Below are 26,990 nucleotides of genomic sequence, written 5' to 3' on the forward strand. Positions count from 1 at the left end.
TGGCTAAAAATGAGGTATCTCAGCCGCCATTGACTTTTCCGGACGGCGAAGTAACTTTGACAGGATTTAAGGGCAAAAAACTCTTTCTACTAAACATCTATAGAATACTATGGTTTATGAAAGTATTAGCAGATTATAACTTGTTTTACAGCTAATTAAAATTTGAAGTAACAAGAAATTAGTATTATATCTGAAAAAGTCAGCTTTCGAGGACGAGGATCTACTACCTTTTATTTATAGAAATTACAGAATCCATTAAGGATTTACTTATTCCTCCATGTAATTTCAGAATTTCTTTCCTTAGACTAGGTGAAATCTCTACAGAATCTTTTGTAAAAGCGTTATTAAAATCATCATGATCAGTTAAGAATTCTCGGAATTCGACATGTTTGTCTTTTGTGCAATAGCATTTTGATGAAATTTCACTTTTATAGATCTGTTCAAAATTACCTAAACGTATATTCATAACTTGAAACCAACTTAATATATTCCTCGCGTTCTTTTTCCCAGATAAAAGATCATTTAAAAAAATACGATAATCTTCTCTAATATGGTCTGTTTCTCCAATCAGATAATCTTTTAGTGCTCTTTTATCGGATATACGCTTTGACAATACAACCACTACAATGGTTCCAATAATTACATTCACAATTATTGCTACAATATCAATCCAATTTTCAGCATCGAGTGTACATAGAAAGTTCAACAAAAACATAAGTTATAATAGGTAAACATTAGTAATTACTTTTGTTGGGCGATTCTCTTTTTTTCCCACTCTGGGATTATCCTACTAAAAATAATATCAATCCAATCGGGCTCAATATCTGATATAATTTTTAGGTGATTCTTTATTTTTGACTCAGTAAACTCATACACTAAATTTCCAATAGCTTCGTCAAGAAATGAAGATGCATATCCAGCAGTACCATCTAAATCCAAAGTTAAGATACCATCTTTATCTATCACATCTTTCATAAGATCTTTTAAAACATCTTCATAAAATGCTTGACCTGAGTTCTCACCTTGCTTTCGGTATCTCGGGCCTGGATACTCAGTGTATTCTTTAGTGATTGAAAATATCTTTTTCATTTTTTAAGTTTTTTAACGTGAGTTCCCAATAATAGAAAGTGCCACTAAACCTCGATTTCAACAATTTACTTGAATTTCTTCCGAAATCCAAAACAACATTATCAGTTATAATCACAAGGTTATCAACTTTTCCATCTATTTGAACTTTTTCAATGGAAGGTAATCCTGTATTTCTGTTTATTTCTCTTGTACGCGAACCGTATTTTCTTTGAAAAGCTCTTCGCAGAACATCATCATCTTTGGTTATCAAAAGATCTTTTATCTCTTGATGAAATTTTCTTCTAATGGTTTTCAAGATACCAAATCCATTATCCGCAAAAGTAAATATTATTTTATTATTGTATTCATCATACTGCATACTCAGTAACCAATGTTTATTTTCTTCATAAGCATGTTCTACTGAATTTCCGGCCATCTCTAATAACATTGTATAAATAGGAGGATAATGTTTAGACTCTCCAGTCAAAATTTTCATTGCCCGTTTTATAGTTGCACCAAGTCTTGGTCCGGATGCAGTATCCTTTCCTTTTTTAACAAACATATCTGAGTTCTGATTCGGTTTATTATTGCTATCAGAAACATATTTCATATGGCTCAAAAAACCAGAATCTTTGAAAAACTTCTTACAAATGGGATCATTAGGGTAATTACCACCAATCGAAAAATTGAAGATCGAAATATGATATGCTGCGGATAGGAGCATGGAGATTGCACCACTATCAATATCTTTTACATCCGAAAGATCTAAAAGTATATGATCATAGAATTTGTCTTTAGAAGCCATTTTCTTGATTGATCTTATATATTCTAAAACGGCATTAGGTCTTTTAAAGAGATTAAATTCCTCCGGTGCTATCAACCGTTTTATCCGAGGGCGCTTGGGCTGATAATGTTGTTTTATTTCTATGGGCCCTTTAAAATGTTGGTGAATTCTTTTTCGCCTAAAACTGGCATTTCGATATCTTTTTTTAAGCTCATTGCGGCTCCTGATTTTAAAATATAGCTTACTTGTTACCGCAGATTTCTTCATTTATAATTGTGATTTTGAATCTCCATTTTGGGCTTATGAAAATAATTATAATTTCAATGTGGAAACATTTTAAATATGTCATCTAATAGTATTAAAATTATTCCTCTCTCCTTATGCTATTTTCGGTAAAAACGACCCTTTTCTGCTTGAGGTTGAATCATCATATTAGTTGTTTCTCGCTAAGATAATTATATTGTTAATAAGATCAAGTAAAAATGGTGCACCAATTTACTAATGTTCAAAAAATCCGAAAACATAAAGCATCAGCGACTCAGACCTCTATCCCTGTTCTTCACCTTATACTTCATGTTTGGTTCCTTTTTACGCCGGTTACTCCGCTCTATCAACCGGTTGACATCTCTGGCCCATTGCGCCAACTGAAACTCGTCGATCATGGGCGAAGTAATTTGCTGCTCTTGTTCAGCATTTTGAGAATGATGAAATCGTGGCCGCTCTTCAAATTCTGAAAGCCGGATGGGATAGCGTACCGGACTTCCGTTTTCATCCGTAATAAATACCACGTGTCCTCTTCCTGATTTCCGGACTTCCACATTAAACAGCTCCAGCGATTTGTTGTAAAGTTGTTTATTGCTAACCGATTCAATCTGATTCATCTGATAAAACAAACTCTCCAGGTTTTGTTTCAGGTTTCTGCTTCCTGCTGAAAATTTCAGATTGGATTGAACCTGGCTCTGTTCTTTGGTCAGATCATATTTTTGTTCCAGGGATTTGATAAACCGTTGCGTCTTTTGTTTCTCGTAATCATCCCTGATCTTTCGGAAAGTTGTTTTGTCAATTCGTGTGGAAACAATATGAAAGTGTGTCCGGTCCAGGTCGGTGTGTTTGAAAACGAAGTAAGGTTGATTGCCATAGCCCAGGTGTTCCATCAGGTTTCCGATCTCTGTACGCATCCCTTTGTCTCCCAGTTTTACCAGATCAGTCACAGTCGGATTCACAGAAATATGCAGTCCCTTCTTTTTTACCCGAGTATTCATGTCCTCAATCTTCTTAAGGGTATTTAGGCGGTTCTGTTTGGTTCCGGCAAAAGGATTGATTGTTGGTGTATTGTCACTTTTATAAAATACAGCTTTCTTCTGTTCCACTTTCTTCTCATTGTAAAACAAAGCGTTTTGCGTACTGGAGGACTGATGGATGACAATAACCATGGCAAGGATTAGTTTAGTTGCTCTTGTAAAAAAGCAAGGCATTTCATCATCATCTGAAAGGCTTGTTTTAACAATTTCCGGTCGTTATCGCCAACGTTATAGGTTGAAAAAGAATTCATTTTTTTGGAGAGTTGGTTTAGGGTAACACCAATTTTATTGAGTTCAAAATCCAATTCCTGTAGTTGCTGACTGGTATTTTCATCCAGAGAAATAACTTTCTTGTCCAATCGTCTGAAGATCCGGGAACGTACATAATCGCTCATACAGGGATAGCCTTCGGATCGGGTCAAGGCCTTTATCCGAAGCTTCTCATCCCTGCTTACCCTTACGAGCAGCATCTGGTCCCGTTTGTCCTTTTCAGTCGATTTTGTTGGCATTCTGAGCTATAATCTTCGTTTTAGGGGGAGGGGAATCCTTGTCGGTTTTGAAAAAACCGTCCGGCCCCTGCCGGGCAAGATGACAAGGCATTTGTATATACAAATGCACATCTTGCATTCCCCTCCCCCGTAGTTATTTTCTATTGATTTTTCGAGGTCTACTCAGGTCGTGGAATTACCCTACTTTCTGTTTTGCTCCTTTACTCTTGGCTTGTTTTTTATCCAAGTCTTTCTCCTGTTTAAAATCTGAAAAATTGATGGTTCTGTTAGCGGCATCCACCTGCAATGCTGCGCCGAATTTTTTGCCATTTCTTCCGGTCATTTTATCCAGATATACTTTCTTTCCGGCTGCCAGTTTTTGCTTTTGCTCCGCCGACAAGCTTGCTCCTTTGATCTTATCCGGGACTTTAATATTTTTGGTACGCAAGGGAATCAGTTCATTGGTTTTCGGATCAAGCGCCAGGTAGTAATTGTCTTTTTTTCCATCCTTGCCGGTAAGCTCAATGGTTTTCCCCAGGTTGCGTTCGGCCACCAGTTTGTTCCGCTCTGCATCAGTAAATTTATGTCCCATAAACTTTTCAGGAATACTTAAACGCTGAATGGGATGCACTTTTACACTTACTGTTCCGTCATCCTCCTTTTTCAAACGGAGTTTGGCCGGAATACGCTTTTGCTCGTCATTAACGATAGCATTAATGGTGTAGAGTTTTTGAGAACGAAATCCATTCAAAAAATCCCGGAGTTCATTTTCATCCATACGGTTCACGAAATCTTTGTTTACCCCAACTTTTTCCAGTTTATCAAAGGGAATCTCGTCTTTTTTAATACGGGTACTTTGTTCCATAATTAAATGTTTTAATGATTAATAAATATGCTGTCTCTGGTATTTATGTGGCATCACGGAGTATGCCCACAATGTCGTTACATATCTTGTTGCGGTTATATTCCAGTACTCTATCGATATTATCGAAGTCGTAGATATCCGGTATGCTTTGAAAATCCTTTTCCTCCTTATGAATGGCTGCCGTATCCACATCAATCAGGCAGTTAAAATTGCGCTGGCTCACCTGCTGATCAAAGTTATCGGCCACCTGCCCCACCATATAGCCCTGTGGCAGTGTCGCAATTTTCCCTTCCGGTACCAGAAAATCCATCTGTGTGGAGAAGGTTGACGACTGGGTATTCCGGTTGATATTGATGGACTGGCGTTCCTGCAGGATCTTCCCCATCCTGTTTTGGATAAATTTGGCAGTCTCGCCGATGGACTGCCCGGCAAAGACATTTCCGATGTTGGTAAGGATGGCATTGGCTTGCTCCTTCCCATAATCACGAATCAGTTGATCAATAGTCTGAATACCTACTAATGTGGAAATTTTATTACTTCTTGCCGTGGCAATCAATGTATCGAGACCGCGGAAGTAGATCGTTGGGAGCTCATCAAAAACCAGTGATATTTTTTGTTGCCCCTTCCGGTTGATCACCTTTAGCATCCGTGTGATAAACAGAGAAAGTACGGCTCCATACATTTCAATACGAAGGGGATTATTGGCCAGACAAACGACTTTCGGCTCCTGAGGATTATTTATATCCAGTGAAAAATCATTCCCTGAACAGATCCAGTAAATTTCCTTACTGATGATCTTTGAGATGGCAATTTTCAGGCTTCCCAGCTGCCCTTCCAGTTGCTCGTTCGCTCCTCTTTTATGCGCATTTACAAAAGGATTTACGATGTTTTCCACATCCTTTTCTTTGGCAAGGATGGTAAAAAGGTCATCATATTCCAGCTGCAACAGTTCAATGGCATGTGGCAAGGTGCAGTACTCACCCCCTTTGTATTTTTTAAGAAACCAGATCACTGCAGCAAAAAAGGAAACCGCAGATTCGGAAAAGAATTCACCCTGTTTGCGGATCCATTCACGGTTCAGGTTATACAATACCGTCCGGGATGATTCAAAGGCGTCAATGGGACTTTCCATTAACTCCGGGGCCAGCGGATTACAACGGTAGGATTTACGGATATCATCAATATTGATCACATAAAATTTCGTGGCTTCCGGCAAGCTCTTTTTCTTTTTGGCCTTCAGAAAATGGTTAAAGGTGACTTCCGAAAGATCCGGGTATTTAAAATCATAAACGCACATGGAAAAACCTTTTGCCAGGTGCTGTTTAATAGAGGGAAGTACCACCGAAAAGGATTTTCCGGAACCGGGCGTACCGATCACAATAGTTCCCCGAAAAGGATTGATCACATTAATCCAGCCCACCTGCTGCTTTTTGCGATACTGGTATATGGTTTCCAGGTTGACGGAATACTCATTGCCTTTATAGGACTTCTCCTGTGGAAAACTCTCATTTTCCAGGTTAAAACGGTCCTTCATCAGGTTTACATTAATCAGTTTGGAGATGTTATCAAAACCGATATTCAGCAGAACAAAGCCAAAGAAGGACAGCAGCAGATAAACAAGAGGCGTTTGAAAAACCAGTAAACTTCCCCAATACATCACCAACCCAATCAGAACCTGAGTTACAATATTGGCAACTTTCAGGTCCCGGTCTTTTTTTGCTTTGGTACCGATACAGGTTATCTCCAGAAAAGCAAGGCACACCGTTTTTGCCAATACCGTGTTTCCCAAAAACTGTATTCGCATGATCTTCCCGGTTACTGCTGAAAATTCAGCGATAACAAGCCCCACCTCGCTAAAGTATTGGAGCTGACTAATGTAGAGCGCCACAAAAAGCAACAGGTATGAAAAGAACCTGAAACCCTCGTGCAGGCGTTGTAATTCCCTGGATTCGTTTTGCATTTTTCCTTATTAGAATGATTGGGCTTTTAGGATGGCTTTGTTTTTTACCTCAAGTGTTAGTTTGCGTCCGGTGTTTCCCAATGCTTTTTCCAGCAGCTCGATTTTTAGGATACGTTTGTCGGGAACAATAAACTTGGGTAATACGACAACCTCGCGTAAGGTAGTTTTTGCTGGGATACGCTCCCACTTGTAATGCCTGTAAAGTTCTTCCACCTGGTATTCCTGAATATTGGTAGCTTTTACCCGCTTTTTGTCATCGATCCACCAGTGAATGGCTTCCATATCCAATACAATATTTGTGGAGTTGGTGATTTCCAGTTCAAAGAACAGCAGGTCCTGTTTCAGGTAAAGATTCTTCAGACGAAAAATAATACCGTCCTTTTTAGTTCTTAAGCGAACCGGTTTTTGGGTGCCGTCATTCAGAATCTGGATGCAAAATTCTTTTAACAGGTATTCCGGGACCGGACCAATATTTAGATCCCCGGCCTTCTCTCCATGAAATTCTTCCAGCTTATAAGAGATCTTATTGCCATCAGAATACCTTACAAACAGGGAATAGGAACGGTTGGCACTGACCACTGTCAGGGACGATTCGCCTTCAAAATCATCCACAGCTTTTACCCGCACCATATTGGGTTGCTCAGGTACCACTTCAGCAATCAACTTGTCCGGATCCCCCACCTGCAGATAGGTAATTTTTTCTTCGGCGATCAGGTGAGTGGTTTTGTTTTGGCAGATCTCTATTTGATTTTGAGCATTTACTGCCAGTGAAAAAAGAAAGAATGCGATAATAAATATTGTTTGTTTCATGACGTTTATTTTTGATTAATGATATAAACCAGTGTGTTCTTTTTGACGGTTACTTTTTTGAGACGTACCCGTTTAAGCATGGTCTGAGCAGCTCTGTCGGCAGCGCGAATACCGGTATAGGTCAGCGGATTGTTGGTGACACCCATCAGAGAAGAAGTATTGGTAGAAGCCCCCACCTCCTGGTAGACTTTGCGTGCGGCATTATCCGGCACATACAAACCTTCCAGTCCATCCAGATCACAGATCGTGAGTTTTACCGGGACAAAAGAATTTTCAACGGGTAATTGGGTGATCTCAATCAGCAGCCGTTCATTTTTGATCTGGCAAACTCCGTAGATAAAGCTGTTTTTAGGTATCGACTGTCCATTGATCCGGGTGTCTTCCAGCAAGCGTAGTTTTACCCGGTTGCCGTTGAGCACCGTTGTTGTTTCGTAGATCTCAGCTTTTATATGCGGAGTATTTATTGGCTCTTCCCTTTTGAATCCTGATGATTGTTTTTTCTCCAGGGTAAAGGACAGGTTTTGAATGGCCTCAATCTGTTGCAATCTCTCCTGTGCCTGTTGCAGATAAAAATTTAGAGAATCGTTTTTACGACTGAGCAGGACGTTTTTATCGATGATTTCATCCAGTTCTTCAATACCCGTTGTTGGCGAGGTCGTCGTTACTGCTTTCTTTGTTTCCGCCTGCTTTTTCACTACCGTTTCCTTTGGATTACTTTGGGATTGCGGAGATGCAGTTTTTCCACTGTTTCGAACTATTGGCTCCCCTTTTAATTCCTGCTGCACCTGCTTTTCTTTATTTCGGATATGGGCAAGAATTTGTCCCTGATCAGCATTTGGATCAAGTAGCGTATTCTCACGAGCTATTGTATCCTGAACGCTCAGCTCATCTAACTGAGTGGTATCATTTACATCAACCTCAGCGATTTCCGCCACCTGCTGATCATCTTTCTGATAGGCTTCCATCTTGTCATAGATCTTAATGGACTTTTCCGCTTCCGGGAGATCATAGTTAGCACCAATACCAGATGTATTTGGTTGCGTTTCTTTTACCGTTTCGGCCTCCGTGCCGCCACCCAACACCCAAAAGATCAGAATTACAAAAGGAATCAGAACCAGCGGAAGTAAAAACAGGGCCTTATTTTTTATCAGAAGTTCCTTCATTGATATATGTTTTTAATTGGTTTTCAAATGAATCCACAGGCAATTCAAAAGCTGAACGGCCTGTGCTTGTTGGAGCACTGGTCAGCGGTCCGGCCAGTGGTGCATCTACCTTCCTGGATTTTACTTTTCCGGATGGGATCCAGATAAAGGAGATAGCAAACAGGGCAAACAAAAAAGCGGTGATCAATATCCATTTGCTTTTTCGTTTTAAGGGATCCAGTGATTTGTCTTTATCGTCCAGTTCGTTTACCCAGCGGGTAAAACGACTGACATCTTTCAAATTATTTGCTGTCATATTTTTAATGTATTGTCGTTAATGTGTATCTCAGCCATTGGGCTGTTAGAATGATTTTCTTCGGATGCTTTCCAGGTCTTTGTTCTCATCGATCCGCCAGCTTTCCATCAGAAAACCATGCGGATTATTATCTGTCCGGGAGATATTTCTCAGGTAGCCGGAAGTTTTCAGGCTGCGAATGGTAATGTTGGATTTACGCACGATCTTCTGCTTGCCGGTATAGGTAAAGTAATAGGGATAGGCCGAAAAATCCAGTTTTATGGAATCGGTCTGCAGGGTCATACTGATATCTGAAGCGATCACCTGGTTATACAGGTTATTCTCCTTAAAGGCCTGGTATTGCTCCATTGCACTCCGGTCGGCCAGATACAGGGCTTCCCTTACATTGTTTTCAATGTAGGTTTTGTCCGGTTCCAGCGTAAAAAAGAGCTCATGAAAACGTTTAACATGATCCCGGGCTTCTGCATCGCGGTTCTCACTGATATCTTCCCGAAGGGCTACTAATAGCGATTTACCGTTATCCAGTACATAGATTTTCTCTTTGGAAAGTTCCACCAGTTGTACCGACTCATAGTAGATATAACTGCTTACTCCCATAAGCGAGACGCTGATCAGCACCAGCACATAAACGATAAAGCGAAACTTGCGTTGTATATCAAATTGTTTTTGCATTTCTTACTTGTATAATTTTAGATGAAATATTGGCCTGCTATTTCATGGCACCTTTGGTAATGGCCATTACAGCCGCTGTTCGCACCAGTCTTCCTCCTCCGGAGTTGGTTCCTGAGGCATGTATAATCCAGGATGAGATTTTGGGTACCATTGCCATTCCGATAATTCCGCAAACGGGAACGATCAGGTTGGAAACAAAAAACAGTTTGGGCTCATAGATCAGCATAGCATTGATCTGCGCAATTTCCATTTCCAGCACATAAATCAGGATCTCCTGCACGATGGACAGGATCAATAAGGCAATGGGTAGGTACAAATTGACATTGATAAAACGGGCAATCCACTGCAGGTAGTTATCCTGAAAACCATCAAAGATGGACAGCGCAAACACCAGCGGACCAAAGATTACCAGCAGCACACAGAATACCGTTCGCAGAAAAGCAATCAGGTAGACCAGCACTTCAAAAAAGGACTCCAGCAATTGCCGCGTGGCATCCATCATATAAAAGTTAATCTGGTTATGAATTGCCCGACCACTAATGATATTGTAAGAAGTCAGGATCAGATTTACCCCTTTATCCCATAGATCAGCTTCCTTTTCTTCGTTCTCATAAAACAAGGGCAGATCCGTGGATAGAATGGCTTGTTGTTTATCCTCCAGCCGCTCTTTTACGATATGCTTTTTATCGGCATAAACGGCCTCCGACAAATGGGTCAGGCCTTTTGTGGGTGCCAGTAACAGATTCACAAACGGTCCCCAGAAGGTGATCACCAGTACCAGTGCAAAAGGCCGTAACAAGGGCAAAATAGACACCGGGTTGTCAGCGATCAGCTGCTCATAAATCCGTTTGGAGATGTAAAAGAAAGCAGCGATTCCGCCAATGGCCCGTGCCATATCCACCAGGATACGGGCATGGTTTACACCCGAATCCACCAGTGCATCGGTAAAAGCAAAAAAATCATTGGTTGTCAGTACTTGTAATAACATACTTTTTCTGTTAATCGGTTAAATGCTTATTTGCTTAAAAAAGAATAGCTCAATGGTTGACTTTCGAAACTGTTAAAAAAGAGCAGCTTGCCATGGGTATAATCCAGTTCGCCCAGTAGTTTCCAAAGCTCCTGGCTGATTCGTGTAAAAGCATCCAGCTTGCGGCCGTGATCGGTTTGAAACAGGTTCACCATTAAAAACTGCATCAAAAGCTGATCAGCTTCTTTCTCATAAATCGAATAAATTTTTCCGGAGTTACTCAGTCCTCCCAGTTTGTTTACCTTTTGATAAAGTTTTATAAACTGTGCTGCCAGGTTGTAGATATCACTCAGCTCATCCGAGCGTGCACTAAACAATTGATCACTGATCTGTTGAGTAAAGCCAGTATTGACTTTTATGTCATCCGTTTCTTCCTGCCTGCCTTTCATCTGGCTGCGTTCGATTGCTTTGGCTGCGATGCGTAAAAGACCGGTTTTTAGCTCTCCGGCAATCTCTCCTCCATCGGTAACAGGCAGTGCTCCCACTTCAACATAATAGTGTGTTGGCCAGGTACGCACAAAAACATGAGGAATAGGAATCAACCAGCCGGTAAAAGCGATAAACGTAAGCGGATAAGTTCCTTCCATTTCCGGGTAGTAACCATGCCAGGGTTTGATCTCAATAAGCTGTGCTTTTGACTGTTCTGTTGCAGTAAAAAGCAGCAAAACCATTATAAGGATTTGAAATAATCGTTTCATCGTTTTTCGTTGAGTTAGTTGTACAGGCTGTAATACATGGCAAATCCTTCCAGCGTACCACTGTCATGGCTTTTCAGGTAGGAAGCATAGAGGAGTTTATTGTGTAGGTAGCAGATGGTACCGTAATGTTGTTTGACACTCAGGTAAATTCCATTGATGGCATCATAACGCTGTTTATCATCCATCATAAACAGGTTGTCCTTAACGATGATATTTAGTATTGAACTAACCAGCGCTTTGCTGTCATCCAGTATCAGGTCAAAACTTTGCACAATGGCGGCTGCCTGTTGGGTGGTAAAGTTTCCATCCTGCACCAGCAAGGGAACTTTTTCGGTATAGATGGCAATGATCTGCTGCAGGATATCTTTGGTTTCCTGTATACGTTTGTAGTCTTTAATCAACAGGGAAACTTTCTCCAGGCTTTCCAGCATCTTTTGGTCGATGCCCAGGATCTCTCCCGTCAGTCCTTTGATGTCACCGTTCAGTGCTTTTATCAGAATATTGTACAGGTTGATTTTCGAAAGAATTCCTTCCTCCTGTGTCCAGAGTGCTTCACGTTGTATTCCGGCTCCAACATCTGTTACCGGGGTTTGGGCAGTAGATCTACCTGCATTTGCTGCAAGTAGAATTGTAAGGATGAGTACGATTAAATTTTTCATGATTGTACTTTTTTAGGATTTTACATTTGTTTTAAGATCTCAAGGATAGACCGGTCCGCGATCAGCTGTTCCAGTATCTTTTCCTTTTCCTTTTGTTCGGTGGTATAGCAGTAGTATTCTACCCGGCTGACTTCCAGGGCAAACACCCGGGAATACTCCCCCAGTGCGATAAATACTTCCTTAAAACTGCGATCTGAAGGCAGGTTTTTATTAATCGAAAGGATCTGTTGTTGCTGAAAAGCGGTTAGTCCCAAAAAGCTGCTGATCTGTTCAAATTTGTTTTTGAATTTGCCCATGTCCAGCAGGATGCGGGTATCGGCATTGTTAATGATCGCATCACGGATGATTGGTGATGAAATCACATCATCCACTTCCTGTGTCACCACCATGGCTTCCCCAAAAAACTTGCGAATGGTTTTAAAAAAGTATTTCATATACCCGGCCATTTGGGGGGTAGCTATGGCCTTCCATGCTTCTTCAATACAGATTACCTTGCGCGTGTTTTTCAACCGTCGCATTTTTTTGAGAAAAATGTCCATGATAATAAGCGTAGCCACCGGAAAAATCACCGGATGATCTTTGATATTATCCAACTCAAAAACAAGGAAAGGACAGCTGAAAAACTCATCGGTCTTCATCGGCTTGTTCAGCAGGTAATCGTATTCTCCTCCCCGGTAGTATTTTCCGAGGATGAAGAAAAATTCATGGGTATTAAATTCCAGTGACTGCTCTTCCACCAGCGGTGGGATATAATCCCGGCAGAACTCATAAAAACCATTAAAGGACCGTTCAATATCTTCGGTTTTGAAGAACTGTTTTAGCGCGTGGGCAATCACATCCTTTTCCATTTCCGAGAGCTCAGGTTTATACACCGTGTAGATCACCGATAGAATAGTTTGCCGGTGTTCCAGATCCGCGTCACCCTCCACCACAAAGGGATTAAAGGAGATGGGATTGTCTTCGGTAAATTCGATCATCCGGGCACCTCCCCTTTCCTGTAGTCGTTCATCCAGGTATCGTGTCAGTATCTCATAACTTCTTCCCACATCCAGCAGCACCACATGGCAATTGTCATTTTCTACATACTGTCGCAACAGGTGATTGGTAAAAAAGGATTTTCCGGATCCTGATCCACCGATAATGATTTTGTTGCGGTTATGAATCAGGTGCTGGTGCATGGGTTCATCCGACAAATCGATCTTTACCGGGCAACCTTCCATCCGATCCGACAAGTAAAGTGTGAAATCTGATTCGGAATTTCTGACTTCTCCTTCAAAATTGGTCAGGCAGCAGGCCTGCGGCACCTGGGTTAAAAACAGTTCTGTTTCGGGTAGCTGGGTGCTAAAAGGCAATCCCGCAAAAAACAAAAACGGCAGGTCAAAAGTGTGTTGGTATGGAAAACAGTTCATTAGCGAAAAAGCGGTCGCTGCCTCACTTTTGATCTTTTTGAGTTTCGGGATCGAAGTATCCAGCAGGGTCACGTTAAAGTGGGTTTTTACGATCTTTTCTCCTGAGGCTTGTACTGTATCCAGAAAATTTTCGATCAGCCCGGCATTGATCTTATTCTCCGAAGAAAATTTTGAAAGACTGTAAATCTTTTTGTAATCCCCTTCCAGTCCTGCTTTTACCTCCTGTTGTCCGGGTATATAGATAAACTGATTAGTAATATGCGAATACGGCAGATGCCAGCTTAGAGGATACACCATCGACACAGGCAGGCCGGTCCGGGGATGGCCGCCTGTTGGACGAATTTCCGAAGGCAGATGTGAATAATCACTCAGGCTAAGGATTTCCACAAAACGATCCATCACCCGTAAGCGGTCCCTAAAATCAATTCCTCCCAGCAGGGGCTGTCCTTCTCTGAAGTTAAGTGTCAGATAACGTTCAATCAACCCGATTTCGGAGGCTGTCCCCATGGCTTGCTCTCTGGTTATCGGTATACTTTCTATTCCACTTTGCCGGAAAATAGAAGCCAGGTTGGTTTGCAGCTCCCGGATCTTTTCCAGTAGCCGGGCTTCTTCCAGCTTTGCTTTGCGTGAGAAGATCAGCGAAGATCCCAGGTAATTTTTCAAAAGACCGGTGTTCAGCAGGCTTACATAGAGGTAGCATTCGTGTTTAAGATACCTCCTCCCCTGAAAATGATCCAGATAGTTTCCACTCAAACTGCGTTCGTGTTTCAAGGCTGAATCGCGATCGGTGCAAAATTCTTCGGTAAAAAAGAAGTCCTGTTTATGCAGCAGGGTATTTTCCGGAAGGATGTTTATTGCCCGCTGTACGGTATCGTGTAGCATATAGATATTCTCTGTACTGCAGGACAATAGTTCCGGCAGGAACAGCCGTAGTCCAAAACTCATATCCAGGTTATTGGAGATCAGGATATCCCCGTCAAAACCCAAGACGGGCAGACTTATTTGTATCGGTTTTACTCTCATATCAGTGTTGATAAATGCGTTGTTTGATGGTGATAAATTCCGGGAGTTGGCGGGCAATGCGTTTTTTATGCCAGCCCCGGTGTCCGTAGTTTTTCTGAATCCGGTTCAGCCGGTACAGCCAGACAAAAAAAGCGGGTACACAAACTGCAACCGAAACAAAGGTTCCGGCAGCAATGTAGAGCACTACAAATACAATTAGTGTTATAAGTATACCGTACAGTGCCAGGTAAACCAACTGCCCGGAAAATCCTTTGATGTAAAGGTTGGTATCGATCTTTTGAATGGTGTAAGTTTTCATTGTTATCCGTTGATTTAAAAGGTGAGGGAAGATTGAGGAACGATACAGGATCGTCCCTCAATTACACTCTGGTCACACTGTCCGGTTCTCCCCACCGATAATTTTTTAAGCAAAGAATGAGCGAATAACTACACCAACCAGTATCAGGAAGAGACAGGCACCAAACCAGCCCATTATGGCCTTTTGAGTATCCTGGTCCCCGCTCTGCCATTTGATGTACACACGTACTCCGCCGATCAGCCCCACTACAGCCCCGATGGCAATAATCAGGTTAGCAACCGGATCCACATAAGAGTTTACTTCTGTGGTGGCCTGATCGATCCCGGCCGAGCTTTGTGCCATGACGTTATACACTCCCAAAATCAGCATAGCCACTACTGCCATGCCCCTGCGATAAATCGCCTGCATTTGTTTTCTCATAATTTTAATTTTTAATGGATTATTGTTGACATTGAAAATCGTCGATCTTAGCTGCCAGAGCTGGGTGGTTCTTTTGTGTAAAATGGTCCAGTGCCATTCCATCATCTATTCCGGTCTCTTCATACATCGATGCTTCAACCCGCTGGTTTTCGACAGGATTTACCGGTAAAATCGTTGAGGGAAGTTCATGAGAATAAACAGCGATGGGCTGTAATCCTGTTCCGGGAATAATTTCGGTATCACTTGTTTCAAAGTGCCGGTCATTATCTTTATGTTTTGATCTGTACCAGCAATAAACAATTAGAAACAAGTACCATGCTGATAAGCATAGTGCGAGAAAGGATAAAAATTCTGACCAGGTAATTTGATTGATTCCAAACATTTGCCTTAAGTTTTAAGTTTCTTTTCTTTCCGGTGGATTGTATTCTGCACCTATCCGGTTTTGCAAATGTGATGGACTTCAACTTAAGTTTCACCCCATGAACACCCTACTGGGGTGTTTTATATGGTTAAATAAATTCCTTCTATATCATCAGAATTATTCGAATCTGGAGGGAAATAAGCTTTGATTGAAAATGCTATTAACAATTGCATTTAAAATGCTTTCAATTGTTTTTAAATAGTAAAATAACTTTCCCTCAAAAGAAAAGAAAAAAGGGAAAAAAGAAAAGAAACCAATGAAACTGACGGCCGTGGATAAAATGCAGGATTGCCACGGAACCGGTAAATACAGAAAAATAAACCTGTAAAATCAGTAATCCGGGGCATTCATCTTGATCTTGCATTTTTCCCAGGGTGGATTTTGTGGGGAGGCCGGCGATCTTGGGTTTCTTTTTGGTTTTTCCACCTGTTAATTCATTAATACCTGTAAAGCTGTATTTGTGGGCGGCTAAAGAAAAGTGCAGGACTGGAGTGAAACAAAAGGATGGCTCTTTTCGTGCGGTGTCTGAAGGCTCTTTTCCCTGTAACGACGAAACAAGCGACCGTTTCCCGTGAGTGGGCGAACGGGTTTAGGAAGCGTTGCAGGCGGTCAGGGGAATGTGCCGGGGCACTGGAAAAATACCTAAACTACCTGTAAAATTATTAATTGCGGGCAGGCTAATGGCAAGTGCAGGAATGCAGGGAAGCTCAGCGAAACAAGGAAGCGCTGACCGGAGCCTGTTCCGGGTTTTCGCTTTGGGCAGATCAGGGGCGGACGAAAATACGGGGCGGGTGAAGGGAATGCCGGGTAAGGCCTTGAGCATAGCGTACCGGAATTCCGGCTCTTGCCGTGGGGTGCATAAGGCTTTTCATTCCGGGATATAACAAGGAGAGCGAGTAACTGCGAATCATGAGCAGAGCTGCTTAAGCATGCCGGAATGATGGGCCGATGCATAGGAAGATCAAAATTCTGCTCCAACTTTCATGGTTTTGTTCAGTAATACTAAATTTGTCATTTCTTGCAGAAAATAATCAGTTATCCTTTTGAGAAAAACAAACTAAGTCATGAAAACCCACGATATAAAAATCAGAGAAGTAAAACCAGATGATATTCATTTGGTGCAGGAGATTGGCAAAAAGACTTTTAAAGAAACATTTGAAGCCAGTAACAGTACCGAAAATATGCAAGAGTATTTGGACAACTCCTTCTCCATATCAAACCTGGAAACTGAATTATCCGACCAAAATTCGGCATTTTATTTTGCACTTATCGATGAAAATGTAGTTGGCTACCTTAAAGTTAACTGGGGAGAATCACAGACTGAAAATTCGGATAAAAATGCACTTGAAATTGAGCGTATTTATGTCTTAAAAGAATTTCATGGAAAGAACGTTGGACAAATTTTGTATGAAAGAGCAATTGAGATTTCAGTACAAAAAGGCGTAGAATTTATTTGGCTTGGGGTATGGGAGGAAAATCCTCGGGCAATCCACTTTTATAAGAAAAATGGATTTACAGAATTCGACAAGCATGTTTTCCAGTTGGGTGATGACAAGCAGACAGACATAATGATGAAACGGCCAATCAACTATGATTAACCCGTAGCCAATATCAATTATATCCGTTTATCTCCGGCATTTTTGTCAAATGCAATCAGGTTAAACATCTCACGCATACGGCTGCGGACACGGTTGCCATACTTTTCTTCTATTTCACTGGCAGATAAATTGGTGGTCAGGTGTGTAGGAATTCCTCTGGAAACAAAAAGATCATAACGGCTAAGCAGGATCTCCCCCATCACATTGCATTCATTACCGTAGTGTTTTTGAACCTGTTCTACTCCCAGATCATCAAAACAATAAATGTTTGGAACGGGATTGGAATATGTCAGGTTTGCCGGATTTTTGCTGTAACGGTTAATCACCTTGTAACCTTCTTTTTCAAATTCAAAACTGATATCGCGGGCGGATACAACCCGAAATTGCTTTCCGTGTTGAAAAAAATATTTTACCAGGCTCATTAGTGTTGTTTTACCACAACCAATAGGGCCGGTAAGTAAAATACCTTTTTTCAGGTCCAGGTTCCATTTTTCAGCTACTTCTTTGTCTTCAATGGCATAAACAATCAAACGGTAAAGCAATTCCGAATCCTCAGGATACAACAGGAATTGCGACCCGTAAGTTTTTTTCCCAAGGTCTTCCAGCCACTTTCTACAGGCTTTGAACCCAAACTGATGTTTCCCATTTTCAAAACCGGCAATCTCCTTATAAGGGTTCGGAATAATCTTTATCGGTTTCGACATGGAGGGGATTGACTTTTCCGTTTTGTTTTTTTCTTCCATTTTTTTTCAAATTTTGGGAGGAATCTTCTTTACTGTTTTTCTTGTTTATATAGTTTATAAAAGGTGTCCCACTAGTGGTCCCGGTAGCAGTCCCGGTAGCGGTCCCACTAGCAGTACCAGTAGCAGTCCCGGTAGTGGTCCCGAATCTGGTACAGCTAACTTTGCTTACCTGGTAGCGGTTAGCTCCCGGCGAATACCGAATATATCCCCAGTTGTTCAATTCTTTCATACACTTCGAGTAGGTGGTTTTTGAACCGATCCGGGCCATGGCCATCACATCCTGCCTGTTGATTTCAAATTGATCCCTGAAGCGGTTCAGGTTCCAGAGGTTAAAAAGTGCCATATACAGGCTGATGTGCTGAGATGTGATGTTTGCATCTGTTTCCAGGTGGTCGAAAAAACCGCGCAGGTGCCGGATATAATTCATTTTTTCCGGCCCAGGTCAAAGCGATTATGCACCCGGTTTTCTACCATCATTTTCTGGATTTCTTCGCTGTCGTAGAAGATTACACCGCCAATTTTGGTAAAGGCCAGTGTCCCGTTGATACGCATGTTCTGAAGGGTTCCCGGAGAGATTCCCAGAAGCTTTCTTACTTCGTAAGATTTTAACCATTTTTTTGTGGGTTGCCCGTGATGAGCGGCAAAGAGTAGTTTGATTTCTTTGAGTAATTCAAGTTTGAATTCCCGAAGATCGTCGGTGGTTACAATTTCTGTTGGCATAACTTTTTGTTTTTAAATGATACAAATTGAGTTTTGCCAAATTTGAAAAATCTAACTGGATTTTATTCCCCATGTTTTCCCTACTAGGAATTCATTTTTTATTAACAGGAGACAATACCTGCCTGCTTAAAATGCTCGATTAGAACAGGTTGAAGCAAATCTCAAGAAACACTACACTTTCTGATTTTTATAGACCTGTGATGTTCTTTCCTTTGCCTTCTCAATTTTTATTGCAAGACATTTGTGATGAAAGACTCTAAGTTCGTCCAGCTTTACTTCAGGCAATTCGTCTATTATCTTTATCCGCTGTCCCTGATCCTCTATTTTCCAGTATTCCGCAAAAGGACAATCCTTTGTAGGATCCCCCAATGGGCATTTGGTAAATGGTACGACTAAATCTGCGTACTCAACATCCTTTTCAGTAAATATCATTTTGTATAATTATCCCGTTCTGTCCCTAACGGTATTTTATTAAAAAAAGAGCGTGAGACAATAACATTATCTGACTTGAGGTGCCGCTAAACACCCGTACAACAAATAAGTACGTCCCACGCAATACGTGGGCGTTGTACTTATACTCTTGTTGTACTGTAAAATTTAGCGGATTTTCAAGTCAAGAATAAAAGCTAACGCTCTAAATCATTACTATGTTTTACACCCTTTTTGCTGGGTGTTTGTATATCTTATTTTCATGCCAAAGATAATTCAATTCCGGCTTATTGCTATTTATGTTCAAATGTTTCTTTCCCAAAACAGCTCAAATATTATTCTTCCAGATCATCCAGATACTTTTGTAAGGTTTCTATTAAATGCCTTAAAAAACTCGTTTGATCGGCTCGTCCCTGAATTTCCTTAAAAGTTCCATAAATATTCTTGAATTTCAGGTTAAAGATTCTTTCAAACGCACGTGCAATATCAATTTTACTGGCCTTTCCATTATTAATAACTTTTGCGAAAAAAAGTGCATACACGAGTTCCACTGCATCGACATTATGATTCGTCCAATACAAGTTAGATACAAATTTGTTGTTTTCTCCAGAATTCCAGTTCTGCTTTCTTTTCAATTTCTGAATTTCATTACCGATATAGTTTTTAAGCAGTTCACACGCCATAATTTTTGCCAAAGTATTATCATAGCCTGTGGAAAATTCGGGATCAAGATGATTGGGAATGTGATCAAGATGAATTCGATGATCTCCGTTACCTCGCAAAAAATATAAATGATCTGAAGATGTTCTTTTCCTTCTATAGTATTGGTAAAAAGCTTTTTCTTCTTTCTGAACACGACAGTGTTTTTGCAGCTCATCTCTCAAGTACCTGATTTGTGCTTTTATGTCTTCTTCCGGTCTATTTGATTCGATATCAAAAACCTCAGTATAAAAAATGAACTTACTAAACACGCTTGGCTTGATGTGTTTAAAGAAATTAATTTCTTCATTTTCGTTTGAGAAACCCTGACCTAAAACTATTTCCCGGAACTTAAGCATAACTCTTTTACACATTCCAATCGCTTTCTCCGTCGTTTCAATAAAACAATCTGGATTGATTTCCAAGAAAGATAACTCTTTATCAAGTTGTTTGATTAATTCATTGTATGTTGGGTACTTCATAGCTATAAAGTTTTAATACAAATACAGTTATTCCATTCTTAATTTAAAACACTGTAATCATATCAAGATAAAAGTTTCTTAATGTCTCATCCCATCTCCTTATTTTGACGTTAATAAGAATCCCAGAAGAATATTTCATCTCCTGGGGATACTTCTAGTTATAGATATCAATTATGAAAGCTTTCTCTATCTACATTTGAGTGTGGATTTTCAGACTATTTTTTTTCTACAACAAGACGGACCTCGTTCTAATTGTTAATATATTTAAATAAATTTTCCTATCCTTTATATTGAGTAAATAATAGTGAGATAAATATTAGAAGAGATTATTTCTGCCCTCTTCTGTTTTATCTGTTTCCTTTTATACAATATAAACCACAGGAATGTGGTTTCAGTTTTTGACTAAATGATTCAGAGAATTCACCTAATTCAAGATTTAACCACATATCCTTAATAGCACATGAGGTTGTAATGTCTAGCTGTATCAAATCAACTCCAACATTTTGATATTCTTCTTCTGAAATATTGAACAAAGCCAGGTAAATTTCTCCTGTATTTGGGTTTTTTGACGTGATACCCACTTTACTTTCATCATGGAAAATTTGTTTTACATCGGTGCTTTCGCGATGCATTTTCAGCACGTCTTCGTTTGTTAGTAACGACAGGGTGAAATCATCGTTACTTGGCAAATCACCGCCAAACATCAGTGGCGATTTAAAAATGGTAAACAAGGTCATTAACGAATATTGCTCATCAGGTGTAAGGCGCGTCATACGATCTTCACCACGTTCGCCACGAATTGAAATACGTCCCAGCGGAATCATATCGCAATCTGGCCAGGTGCCGGGAGCAATGTGCGGATACCATTGTTCGCACACTTTTATGAGGTTGGTGAAATGATGCCAGGTGTCCCAAACATCATCAACCATACGCCACATATTAGCATGATTTTTCACATGATCGGCTGCCGTAATTGGCGTTGCACCAGGCGATGTACTCAACACGATCGGGCGGCCACAATTGTCGATGGCGTTACGGATCAGTTCAATTTCCCCCTGGTGGTACGGACGCGACAAATCGTCGATCTTAATAAAATCAACGCCCCATCCGGCATACATATTCATAATCGAATTGTAATACTCCTGCGCACCTGGTTTGTCGGCAACAATGGTATAATTATCTCGTAACCAAGTGCACTGCAATTCGGTTGTATAAATCTGATCAGCAGTGATTCCGTCGGTTCCTAAAATCGGCAATTTGTTTTCAACTGCCACTTTGGGAATACCGCGCATAATATGGATACCAAACTTTAATCCTTTGCCGTGCACATATTCGGCCAGCTCTTTAAAACCTTTTCCATCGGCAGCCGACGGGAAACGGTTTACGGCAGGTTGGTAACGTCCGTATTCATCGATTACATAAATTGGATCGGTTTGGTTGTAACCTCCGGCTTTGTCGTTCTCAACAAACCAACGAATATCAACCACAACGTATTCCCAGCCATAATCCTTCAGATTTTCAGCCATGTAGTCGGCATTGGCTATTACCTCATGTTCTTCAACGGTTGGTCCGTAGCAGTCCCAACTGTTCCACCCCATTGGTGGTGTTTCGGCCCAGTTTTTAAACTCACCTTTGGCAAAAGGTTCTGGCAGTTGATTTGTTGTACAGGAAAATGCCGAGTACAACAAAATGAATGTGATTAATTTTAGATTTTTCATATTTGATCTTTTTTTAGTTTAATAAGGATAGATCAATAATCTTAGTGTATTGAGCGATTAAAAACGTACCTGAAATCAGGCACGTTTTTTATATTTCATTAATAATTTGGATTCTGTTGAAAATTCGGATTCTTATCCGTTTCACTTTTAGGAATTGGCATCCAATACATAGCCGGGGCATTAAATTGTCGCTGTTCAACCAAAATTCCAGGTGTATATTTTTTTGTTCCATCAGGATTTAAAACAATTTCAACTCCTGTTGCATTCCTATTCAATACATCTTCGGCGATCATCCATCTTCTAACATCAAAATAGCGATGTTCTTCGAAACACAGCTCTACACGACGTTCATTTACTATGCGTTGCCAAAGTTCATCTCCTGAGTCCTTTACATCAGGCATTTTAGCTCTATTTCTGATAACATTTAAAGCCTCACGTGCTTCCGATTCTAGGCCTTGCTGATACAAAGCTTCAGCATAATTTAGGTATTGTTCGCCTAAACGAAACCAAATCCAGTTTTTGGGATTAGGGAAGTTCCAGCTGTTTGTCTGGTAAGTTTCGTCCATGAATTTGCGAATATTATACCCTGTAATACTGGCATTCCAGTTATCTTGTCCGTAACGGGTATCTTTTCCTCCACTTACAATTGTTCCTGACTCATCAGCAATTAAATAAGTTTCTACTTCTCTGCCCATCCACTCATCGCCATCAGAAAGTATCGCTGCATACAAACGTGCGTCGCGATTAGCATAAGGATTGGCACTGTGATCCGGATTCGACCAGTTGAATTTAGTACCGTCTGCCATTTCAAAGTCATCAACCAATTCGGCAACTGGTGTGTTTCCTCCCCACTGTCCATAACCGTTTGGGCCATTTGATTGATCAAGATATGATAAGTTTAAGCCATCAGAACTTGAACCTCCCTGACGATCAAACAGTACTTCGCTATTTCCACAATCTAGAAATAACTGAGTGTAATTTGTTTTCACATCGTCATAATTATCATATAATGCATAACCGTTTTCCAGGGCTGCATCGATACAGGCCTTTGCCGCATCAGAAGCTTTTTGCCATCTATCTGCATCTGGCGACGGATATCCTACCAATTCGTTTACTCCTGACTGGTTCATCAGTGGACTGGCTGCATATAAAAGCATTCTTGATTTTAAAGCTAAAGCAGCAACTTTTGTAGCTCTACCTATATTTGATCCACTATAAGATCCAGGCAATAATTCTGCCGCTTTATCACACTCCGAAACGATAAAATCAACATTCTCTTTATAGGTATCTCTTTCTACATTCAAAAATTCTTCCCGGTCGGCCAATGTATATGCATCAGTAATAATTGGCATAGCTCCCCAACGTGAAACCAGATCGAAATACATTAAGGCGCGGATAAAGGTCATTTCTCCAACCAGCCTGTTCTTTAAGGCTTCGTCGGCAAATTCAACTCCTTCAACACGTTCAAAAAACATATTACAGTTGCTAATATTACCCCAAACAGTACTCCAGGCACGGTTATCCCAACCCCACCAGGCACCATTCATACGGCCCAAATCGGTAGCACTAACATAACCCTGAGTATAAGGTTCGCAACCTCTGGACCAGGTAAGGTAACTTTCATCAACTACTGAACTTTGCCATGATTCTGCCCATCCATGGCCAATTTTATTGTAACGAGCATTTACAAATGATTCAACAAGTGCAGGATCGGTCCAAACATCTGCTTCAGATATTTCAGTCAGGGGACTTTTATCTAATATATCCTCCTCACGACAAGAAGCTAAAAGAGAAATAGTCATTACAAGTAGGTATAGAATTTTAATGTTATTCTTCATAGTTGCTTAATTTAAAAAGTTATGTTTAGTCCAAAATTAAATACCCTTGCCTGTGGAGTACTCCATGCGGCAAAGCCTTGAGAACCCTCGGTTGTTTCCGGATCGACATCATTCAGTTCAGTAATTGTTAACAAGTTAGACGCACTGCCAAACACACGTACATTGCTAAATGGTAAACGTCTGGTAACTGTTGACGGAAGGTTATAAGCAAGCTCAATATTTTTTAAGCGAAGGTAGCTGGCATCTTTCAGCCAAAAAGTATTTTTCTGTGCAGAAGAAGTTACTTGACGGTCGTAAATTCTTGGGTAATCTGCATTAATATTATTTTCTGTCCACCTGTTATCGAAGAAGTCCTGGGTAAAGTTACCAATACCTCCTGATTCGAAGAACACATATTGCCAGACATTAGTGGCTCCTTGCCAAAGCATACTTAAATCCCAGTTTTTATAATTCAATCCCACGTTAAGTCCGTATACAATCTCAGGAGTGGTAGTTTTATCCGGACGAATTCTGTCATTTCCATCAATAGTACCATCCTCATCCACATCTCTGAAAATCAGATCCCCAACCTGTGCATTACTCAGGTGTGGAGTATTATCTAGCTCTTCCTGCGTACTGAATACGCCAATTGCCTCGTATAAAAGCCAGTTGGCACCAATTGATTTACCAGTTTGTTTTTGCCACTCAAGCATGGTTTCAGGTTCGTCGAAATAAAGGATTTTACTTTTTGCATACGAGAAGTTGGTACTGGCTGCCAGGTTTAACTCTCCGAAATTTTTGTTGTAGCCCAAAACGGCTTCAAGTCCTTTTGTTTCGCACTCACCAATATTTTCTGCAGGCAATGAAAGTCCGGTATAATCGGGCACATACGATGCGCCGTTAGCCAGAATATCTTCGCGTTTGGTTTTAAACAAATCAAAATCGAAACTAAAGTTATCCAGAAATCTACTTTCGAAACCAATATTTGATGTTGTTGCAACTTCCCATTTTACGTTAGGATTTGCAGTTCTCACCTGTGTAATACCCACTTGCGATTCAGGAGAACTTCCGCCTAAAGTGGCATTGTCACCAAAAGTATAAGTGGTTAAATACTGGTATTTGCTAATTCTGTCGTTACCCATTTGTCCCCACGATCCTTTCAGCTTAAAATAGCCAATAAAAGAGAGATTATCTTGCCAGAAATTTTCTTCAGATATACGCCATCCTACAGATGCTCCTGGAAAGAATCCAAAACGATTTCCTTTTGGGAAGTTCTCAGAACCATCGTAACGCCAGTTAAACTGAACCAGGTATTTTTCTTTAAAACCATAGTCGAAACGACCAAAATAGTTCATTCGCCCGGTTTCGCTGGCACTACCATTATTTAAAGCCGTATTCTCATCACCTGCAAATAATTCTTCAATTGAGGTGGATACAAAATCTTGTCTTCTACCATATAAATAGTCGTATCTACTTTCGTATTGCTCATAAGCAACAAATGCCGACACACTATGAATATCGTTGAAGGTTCTTTTATAATTTAACTTGATGTTGGCAGTAATTCCAAGGTTTTGGCTCATATCTTCGTTTAAAGCCGCATTGTTTGGCCCGTACTGACGAGGAAAATATTCATCGGTATTAATATCATATCCATATAGGAAGAAAGCTTTTTGGAAGTGTTTGTAGAAATTATCAGAACGGTCGATATACAAACCTCCATCAAGCGACAAGCCCTCGGTTACTGATGCTAAATCAAGGTTAAAACCTAAATCGATATTCACATACGAACGTTTGTTTGCCTGGTAACCCATTTCACCATTGGCACAAGTTACAGGATTAAAATCATCTTGCGGCGCTAAAACAGGCAAGCCATTTTCCGGCCATCTGATATTCACACGCGGGTCCCCTTTAACAAGGTAACGCCAAATTGCTTCAGAACCGTAGTGTGGTGAATTACGATTTTCCTGACGAAGCGAAATATTAGCGAACAACTTTAAATAATCGGTTGCCTGCACATCGATATTCGAACGCAGGTTGTACTGCTTGTAATTACTGGCACTTTTTTTATAATAGTTATCCTGGTATTGATAACCTGTTGAAAGGAAATATTTTACTCTTTCGGTACCACCTCTGATTGATAGGTTGTGTTGAGTTTGAGGTGCAAAAGTGCGCAATGTTTCGTCCATCCAATCAACATTAGGATAACTTGTTGGATCCGAACCGTCTCTGAATTTAGCAATCTGTTCATCCGTGTACATTGGGCTACGACCATAAATATTCGTTTCAATTTCATTCAAAGCAACTGCATAATCAGCCGAATTCAGCATCTCAGGAATAACTGTTGGCTGCCTGATTCCGAAATTTGAACTCAGGCTTATTGTTGGTTTTCCACTCTGTCCGCGACGGGTAGTAACCAAAATTACACCGTTTGCAGCCCTTGATCCGTAAATTGCAGCCGATGCATCTTTCAAAACAGAAATACTTTCAATGTCGTTTGCATCAATATGATCAAAACCTCCTGCACGATCGGCAACTCCGTCAACAACAATAAGCGGACTGTTATCGCCCAAAGTACTTCTACCACGAATTAATATTTCAGTATTTTCATACCCCGGTTCACCCGAGCGGTTATTTGTAATCAATCCGGGCAAACGTCCGATAAGTGTATTTGCAATGTTTGGCTCCGGTGTCTTTAAAATGTCTTCGCCCTTGCTCGATACTACAGAACCTGTTACTGTAGTCCTTTTTTGCGTACCATAACCAATGGTAACTACCTCTTCGAGACCAATCGCATCAACTTTCATTATTACATCAATGGCGGTTTGGCTTCCAACAGGTATTTCCTGCGAAAGCATTCCAACAAACGAAAATTGTAAAACATCTTCTGGCAATGCCTCGATTGAATAGGCTCCGTTAAAATCGGTAACGGTTCCCTTTACGGTTCCTTTAATAACAATACTTACGCCGGGCAACGGTTCGCCAAATTCGTCTGTAACTTTCCCAAAAATAGTACCCTGCCTTTCAGTGGTCTGATTTGAGGAAATTGTACTCTTGGTTTGCTTTGGTTTTATCAATATCAGATTACTTTCTGTGATTGAATATTCAACTTCACCTTTTTCAAACAACAGCGTTAATATACTTTCAACTGTTTGGTTTGTAACATAGACATCCACTCGTTTATCCATATCAAGTTTCTCGTTTTGATAAATAAACCTGAAGTTTGACTGTAGTTCAATTTTTTCAAGAACCTCTTTTATCGAGGCTTGTTTCATTTCCAATGTTAGTTTTGTGTTTTGCGAATAAACTGATGCATTTACACAAATAATGGATAGTTGGATTAGGACTAAAGTTAGTGTAGAAATTAATACTAACTTTCGGAAGAGTGCACCAAGTGACTTTCCAAATTCATAATTTTTTTTCATA

General features: G+C 40.5%; 27 protein-coding genes. 1 reads left to right on the plus strand and 26 read right to left on the minus strand.

The window, feature by feature from the left end; translation table 11 throughout:
• Positions 1 to 223: 223 nt before the first annotated feature.
• The 18 genes from G4420_RS00975 to G4420_RS01060 all read right to left on the minus strand — a co-directional run bounded on the left by G4420_RS00975 (position 224) and on the right by G4420_RS01060 (position 15,322).
• Entirely contained in the window at positions 224 to 709 is a 486-nt protein-coding gene (locus G4420_RS00975) for a hypothetical protein (protein WP_163321754.1), read from the minus strand.
• A 32-nt stretch (positions 710 to 741) separates the two neighbouring features.
• Positions 742 to 1,089, minus strand: a complete 348-nt coding sequence (locus G4420_RS00980; protein ID WP_163321755.1) for an STAS-like domain-containing protein — start codon at positions 1,087 to 1,089, stop codon at positions 742 to 744.
• Positions 1,064 to 2,119: a hypothetical protein gene (locus tag G4420_RS00985; RefSeq protein ID WP_163321756.1), complete on the minus strand. Its 1,056-nt coding sequence runs from the start codon at positions 2,117 to 2,119 to the stop codon at positions 1,064 to 1,066. Before G4420_RS00985 ends, G4420_RS00980 begins: the two co-directional genes overlap by 26 nt.
• Before the next feature lie 263 nt (positions 2,120 to 2,382).
• Positions 2,383 to 3,285 carry a relaxase/mobilization nuclease domain-containing protein gene (locus G4420_RS00990; RefSeq protein ID WP_163321757.1) on the minus strand — a complete coding sequence of 301 codons (903 nt, stop codon included), beginning with the start codon at positions 3,283 to 3,285 and terminating at the stop codon, positions 2,383 to 2,385.
• Between the two features lie 8 nt (positions 3,286 to 3,293).
• Complete coding sequence (locus tag G4420_RS00995) at positions 3,294 to 3,662, minus strand: plasmid mobilization protein (protein WP_262888293.1); 369 nt, start codon at positions 3,660 to 3,662, stop codon at positions 3,294 to 3,296.
• 175 nt (positions 3,663 to 3,837) lie between these two features.
• The gene (locus G4420_RS01000) at positions 3,838 to 4,506 is read right to left on the minus strand and encodes a DUF3945 domain-containing protein (protein ID WP_163321759.1); all 669 of its coding nucleotides are present in this window, start codon (positions 4,504 to 4,506) and stop codon (positions 3,838 to 3,840) included.
• 43 nt (positions 4,507 to 4,549) lie between these two features.
• Entirely contained in the window at positions 4,550 to 6,466 is a 1,917-nt protein-coding gene (locus tag G4420_RS01005; RefSeq protein ID WP_163321760.1) for a type IV secretory system conjugative DNA transfer family protein, read from the minus strand.
• A 9-nt stretch (positions 6,467 to 6,475) separates the two neighbouring features.
• Positions 6,476 to 7,276 (minus strand): DUF4138 domain-containing protein, encoded by an 801-nt coding sequence (locus G4420_RS01010; RefSeq protein ID WP_163321761.1) that lies wholly within the window; start codon positions 7,274 to 7,276, stop codon positions 6,476 to 6,478.
• Between the two features lie 5 nt (positions 7,277 to 7,281).
• Positions 7,282 to 8,439 carry a conjugative transposon protein TraM gene (traM, locus tag G4420_RS01015; protein WP_163321762.1) on the minus strand — a complete coding sequence of 386 codons (1,158 nt, stop codon included), beginning with the start codon at positions 8,437 to 8,439 and terminating at the stop codon, positions 7,282 to 7,284.
• On the minus strand, positions 8,414 to 8,734 hold the full coding sequence (locus G4420_RS01020; RefSeq protein WP_163321763.1) for a hypothetical protein: 321 nt from the start codon (positions 8,732 to 8,734) through the stop codon (positions 8,414 to 8,416). The genes traM and G4420_RS01020 overlap by 26 nt, the downstream gene beginning before the upstream one ends.
• A gap of 45 nt (positions 8,735 to 8,779) precedes the next feature.
• Positions 8,780 to 9,406 carry a conjugative transposon protein TraK gene (gene traK, locus G4420_RS01025; RefSeq protein ID WP_163321764.1) on the minus strand — a complete coding sequence of 209 codons (627 nt, stop codon included), beginning with the start codon at positions 9,404 to 9,406 and terminating at the stop codon, positions 8,780 to 8,782.
• A 37-nt stretch (positions 9,407 to 9,443) separates the two neighbouring features.
• Entirely contained in the window at positions 9,444 to 10,394 is a 951-nt protein-coding gene (locus G4420_RS01030) for a hypothetical protein (protein WP_163321765.1), read from the minus strand.
• A 26-nt stretch (positions 10,395 to 10,420) separates the two neighbouring features.
• A complete protein-coding gene (locus tag G4420_RS01035) occupies positions 10,421 to 11,131 on the minus strand; it encodes a hypothetical protein (protein WP_163321766.1) in 711 nt (236 codons plus the stop codon).
• 14 nt (positions 11,132 to 11,145) lie between these two features.
• Positions 11,146 to 11,790, minus strand: a complete 645-nt coding sequence (locus G4420_RS01040; protein WP_163321767.1) for a hypothetical protein — start codon at positions 11,788 to 11,790, stop codon at positions 11,146 to 11,148.
• A gap of 20 nt (positions 11,791 to 11,810) precedes the next feature.
• A complete protein-coding gene (locus G4420_RS01045) occupies positions 11,811 to 14,222 on the minus strand; it encodes a TraG family conjugative transposon ATPase (RefSeq protein ID WP_163321768.1) in 2,412 nt (803 codons plus the stop codon).
• A gap of 1 nt (position 14,223) precedes the next feature.
• Positions 14,224 to 14,520 (minus strand): DUF4133 domain-containing protein, encoded by a 297-nt coding sequence (locus G4420_RS01050; RefSeq protein WP_163321769.1) that lies wholly within the window; start codon positions 14,518 to 14,520, stop codon positions 14,224 to 14,226.
• Positions 14,521 to 14,625: 105 nt separating this feature from the next.
• The gene (locus tag G4420_RS01055) at positions 14,626 to 15,045 is read right to left on the minus strand and encodes a DUF4134 domain-containing protein (protein WP_449390401.1); all 420 of its coding nucleotides are present in this window, start codon (positions 15,043 to 15,045) and stop codon (positions 14,626 to 14,628) included.
• Positions 14,960 to 15,322, minus strand: coding sequence for a hypothetical protein (locus G4420_RS01060; protein WP_163321771.1), 363 nt, complete (start codon positions 15,320 to 15,322; stop codon positions 14,960 to 14,962). Before G4420_RS01060 ends, G4420_RS01055 begins: the two co-directional genes overlap by 86 nt.
• Positions 15,323 to 16,425: 1,103 nt before the next feature.
• On the opposite strand from G4420_RS01060, the gene G4420_RS01065 reads away from it, so the two are divergent.
• Positions 16,426 to 16,959, plus strand: a complete 534-nt coding sequence (locus tag G4420_RS01065; protein WP_163321772.1) for a GNAT family N-acetyltransferase — start codon at positions 16,426 to 16,428, stop codon at positions 16,957 to 16,959.
• 17 nt (positions 16,960 to 16,976) lie between these two features.
• On the opposite strand, the gene G4420_RS01070 is transcribed toward G4420_RS01065, so the two are convergent.
• From G4420_RS01070 to G4420_RS01105, 8 genes are all read right to left on the minus strand, one after another.
• A complete protein-coding gene (locus G4420_RS01070; RefSeq protein WP_246241508.1) occupies positions 16,977 to 17,702 on the minus strand; it encodes an ATP-binding protein in 726 nt (241 codons plus the stop codon).
• Positions 17,626 to 18,129, minus strand: coding sequence for a hypothetical protein (locus G4420_RS01075; RefSeq protein WP_163321773.1), 504 nt, complete (start codon positions 18,127 to 18,129; stop codon positions 17,626 to 17,628). Before G4420_RS01075 ends, G4420_RS01070 begins: the two co-directional genes overlap by 77 nt.
• Complete coding sequence (locus G4420_RS01080; RefSeq protein ID WP_163321774.1) at positions 18,126 to 18,422, minus strand: helix-turn-helix domain-containing protein; 297 nt, start codon at positions 18,420 to 18,422, stop codon at positions 18,126 to 18,128. The genes G4420_RS01075 and G4420_RS01080 overlap by 4 nt, the downstream gene beginning before the upstream one ends.
• Positions 18,423 to 18,593: 171 nt before the next feature.
• Positions 18,594 to 18,854: a hypothetical protein gene (locus G4420_RS01085; RefSeq protein WP_163321775.1), complete on the minus strand. Its 261-nt coding sequence runs from the start codon at positions 18,852 to 18,854 to the stop codon at positions 18,594 to 18,596.
• A gap of 332 nt (positions 18,855 to 19,186) precedes the next feature.
• Positions 19,187 to 20,032: an RteC domain-containing protein gene (locus tag G4420_RS01090; protein ID WP_163321776.1), complete on the minus strand. Its 846-nt coding sequence runs from the start codon at positions 20,030 to 20,032 to the stop codon at positions 19,187 to 19,189.
• A gap of 347 nt (positions 20,033 to 20,379) precedes the next feature.
• A complete protein-coding gene (locus G4420_RS01095; RefSeq protein ID WP_163321777.1) occupies positions 20,380 to 21,750 on the minus strand; it encodes a glycoside hydrolase family 27 protein in 1,371 nt (456 codons plus the stop codon).
• 98 nt (positions 21,751 to 21,848) lie between these two features.
• On the minus strand, positions 21,849 to 23,588 hold the full coding sequence (locus G4420_RS01100) for a RagB/SusD family nutrient uptake outer membrane protein (protein ID WP_163321778.1): 1,740 nt from the start codon (positions 23,586 to 23,588) through the stop codon (positions 21,849 to 21,851).
• A gap of 11 nt (positions 23,589 to 23,599) precedes the next feature.
• The gene (locus tag G4420_RS01105; RefSeq protein ID WP_163321779.1) at positions 23,600 to 26,989 is read right to left on the minus strand and encodes a SusC/RagA family TonB-linked outer membrane protein; all 3,390 of its coding nucleotides are present in this window, start codon (positions 26,987 to 26,989) and stop codon (positions 23,600 to 23,602) included.
• Between the last annotated feature and the right edge of the window lies 1 nt (position 26,990).

The sequence above is a fragment of the Draconibacterium mangrovi genome (assembly GCF_010586825.1).
In the GTDB taxonomy this organism is placed as follows: domain Bacteria; phylum Bacteroidota; class Bacteroidia; order Bacteroidales; family Prolixibacteraceae; genus Draconibacterium; species Draconibacterium mangrovi.

What these genes read in the sequence shown, in the direction of transcription:
- G4420_RS01065 (WP_163321772.1), top strand. Translation starts at nt 16,426, where the DNA reads ATGAAAACCCACGATATAAAAATCAGAGAAGTAAAACCAGATGATATT.
- G4420_RS01095 (WP_163321777.1), bottom strand. Translation starts at nt 21,750, where the DNA reads ATGAAAAATCTAAAATTAATCACATTCATTTTGTTGTACTCGGCATTT.
- G4420_RS01055 (WP_449390401.1), bottom strand. Translation starts at nt 15,045, where the DNA reads ATGATGGAATGGCACTGGACCATTTTACACAAAAGAACCACCCAGCTC.
- G4420_RS01010 (WP_163321761.1), bottom strand. Translation starts at nt 7,276, where the DNA reads ATGAAACAAACAATATTTATTATCGCATTCTTTCTTTTTTCACTGGCA.
- G4420_RS01080 (WP_163321774.1), bottom strand. Translation starts at nt 18,422, where the DNA reads ATGCCAACAGAAATTGTAACCACCGACGATCTTCGGGAATTCAAACTT.
- G4420_RS01005 (WP_163321760.1), bottom strand. Translation starts at nt 6,466, where the DNA reads ATGCAAAACGAATCCAGGGAATTACAACGCCTGCACGAGGGTTTCAGG.
- G4420_RS01090 (WP_163321776.1), bottom strand. Translation starts at nt 20,032, where the DNA reads ATGAAGTACCCAACATACAATGAATTAATCAAACAACTTGATAAAGAG.
- G4420_RS01045 (WP_163321768.1), bottom strand. Translation starts at nt 14,222, where the DNA reads ATGAGAGTAAAACCGATACAAATAAGTCTGCCCGTCTTGGGTTTTGAC.
- G4420_RS00980 (WP_163321755.1), bottom strand. Translation starts at nt 1,089, where the DNA reads ATGAAAAAGATATTTTCAATCACTAAAGAATACACTGAGTATCCAGGC.
- G4420_RS00995 (WP_262888293.1), bottom strand. Translation starts at nt 3,662, where the DNA reads ATGCCAACAAAATCGACTGAAAAGGACAAACGGGACCAGATGCTGCTC.
- traK (WP_163321764.1), bottom strand. Translation starts at nt 9,406, where the DNA reads ATGCAAAAACAATTTGATATACAACGCAAGTTTCGCTTTATCGTTTAT.
- G4420_RS01060 (WP_163321771.1), bottom strand. Translation starts at nt 15,322, where the DNA reads ATGTTTGGAATCAATCAAATTACCTGGTCAGAATTTTTATCCTTTCTC.
- G4420_RS01050 (WP_163321769.1), bottom strand. Translation starts at nt 14,520, where the DNA reads ATGAAAACTTACACCATTCAAAAGATCGATACCAACCTTTACATCAAA.
- G4420_RS00990 (WP_163321757.1), bottom strand. Translation starts at nt 3,285, where the DNA reads ATGGTTATTGTCATCCATCAGTCCTCCAGTACGCAAAACGCTTTGTTT.
- G4420_RS01085 (WP_163321775.1), bottom strand. Translation starts at nt 18,854, where the DNA reads ATGATATTTACTGAAAAGGATGTTGAGTACGCAGATTTAGTCGTACCA.
- G4420_RS01075 (WP_163321773.1), bottom strand. Translation starts at nt 18,129, where the DNA reads ATGAATTATATCCGGCACCTGCGCGGTTTTTTCGACCACCTGGAAACA.
- G4420_RS00985 (WP_163321756.1), bottom strand. Translation starts at nt 2,119, where the DNA reads ATGAAGAAATCTGCGGTAACAAGTAAGCTATATTTTAAAATCAGGAGC.
- G4420_RS01040 (WP_163321767.1), bottom strand. Translation starts at nt 11,790, where the DNA reads ATGAAAAATTTAATCGTACTCATCCTTACAATTCTACTTGCAGCAAAT.
- G4420_RS01020 (WP_163321763.1), bottom strand. Translation starts at nt 8,734, where the DNA reads ATGACAGCAAATAATTTGAAAGATGTCAGTCGTTTTACCCGCTGGGTA.
- G4420_RS01035 (WP_163321766.1), bottom strand. Translation starts at nt 11,131, where the DNA reads ATGAAACGATTATTTCAAATCCTTATAATGGTTTTGCTGCTTTTTACT.
- G4420_RS01000 (WP_163321759.1), bottom strand. Translation starts at nt 4,506, where the DNA reads ATGGAACAAAGTACCCGTATTAAAAAAGACGAGATTCCCTTTGATAAA.
- G4420_RS01070 (WP_246241508.1), bottom strand. Translation starts at nt 17,702, where the DNA reads ATGGAAGAAAAAAACAAAACGGAAAAGTCAATCCCCTCCATGTCGAAA.
- G4420_RS01030 (WP_163321765.1), bottom strand. Translation starts at nt 10,394, where the DNA reads ATGTTATTACAAGTACTGACAACCAATGATTTTTTTGCTTTTACCGAT.
- traM (WP_163321762.1), bottom strand. Translation starts at nt 8,439, where the DNA reads ATGAAGGAACTTCTGATAAAAAATAAGGCCCTGTTTTTACTTCCGCTG.
- G4420_RS01100 (WP_163321778.1), bottom strand. Translation starts at nt 23,588, where the DNA reads ATGAAGAATAACATTAAAATTCTATACCTACTTGTAATGACTATTTCT.
- G4420_RS01105 (WP_163321779.1), bottom strand. Translation starts at nt 26,989, where the DNA reads ATGAAAAAAAATTATGAATTTGGAAAGTCACTTGGTGCACTCTTCCGA.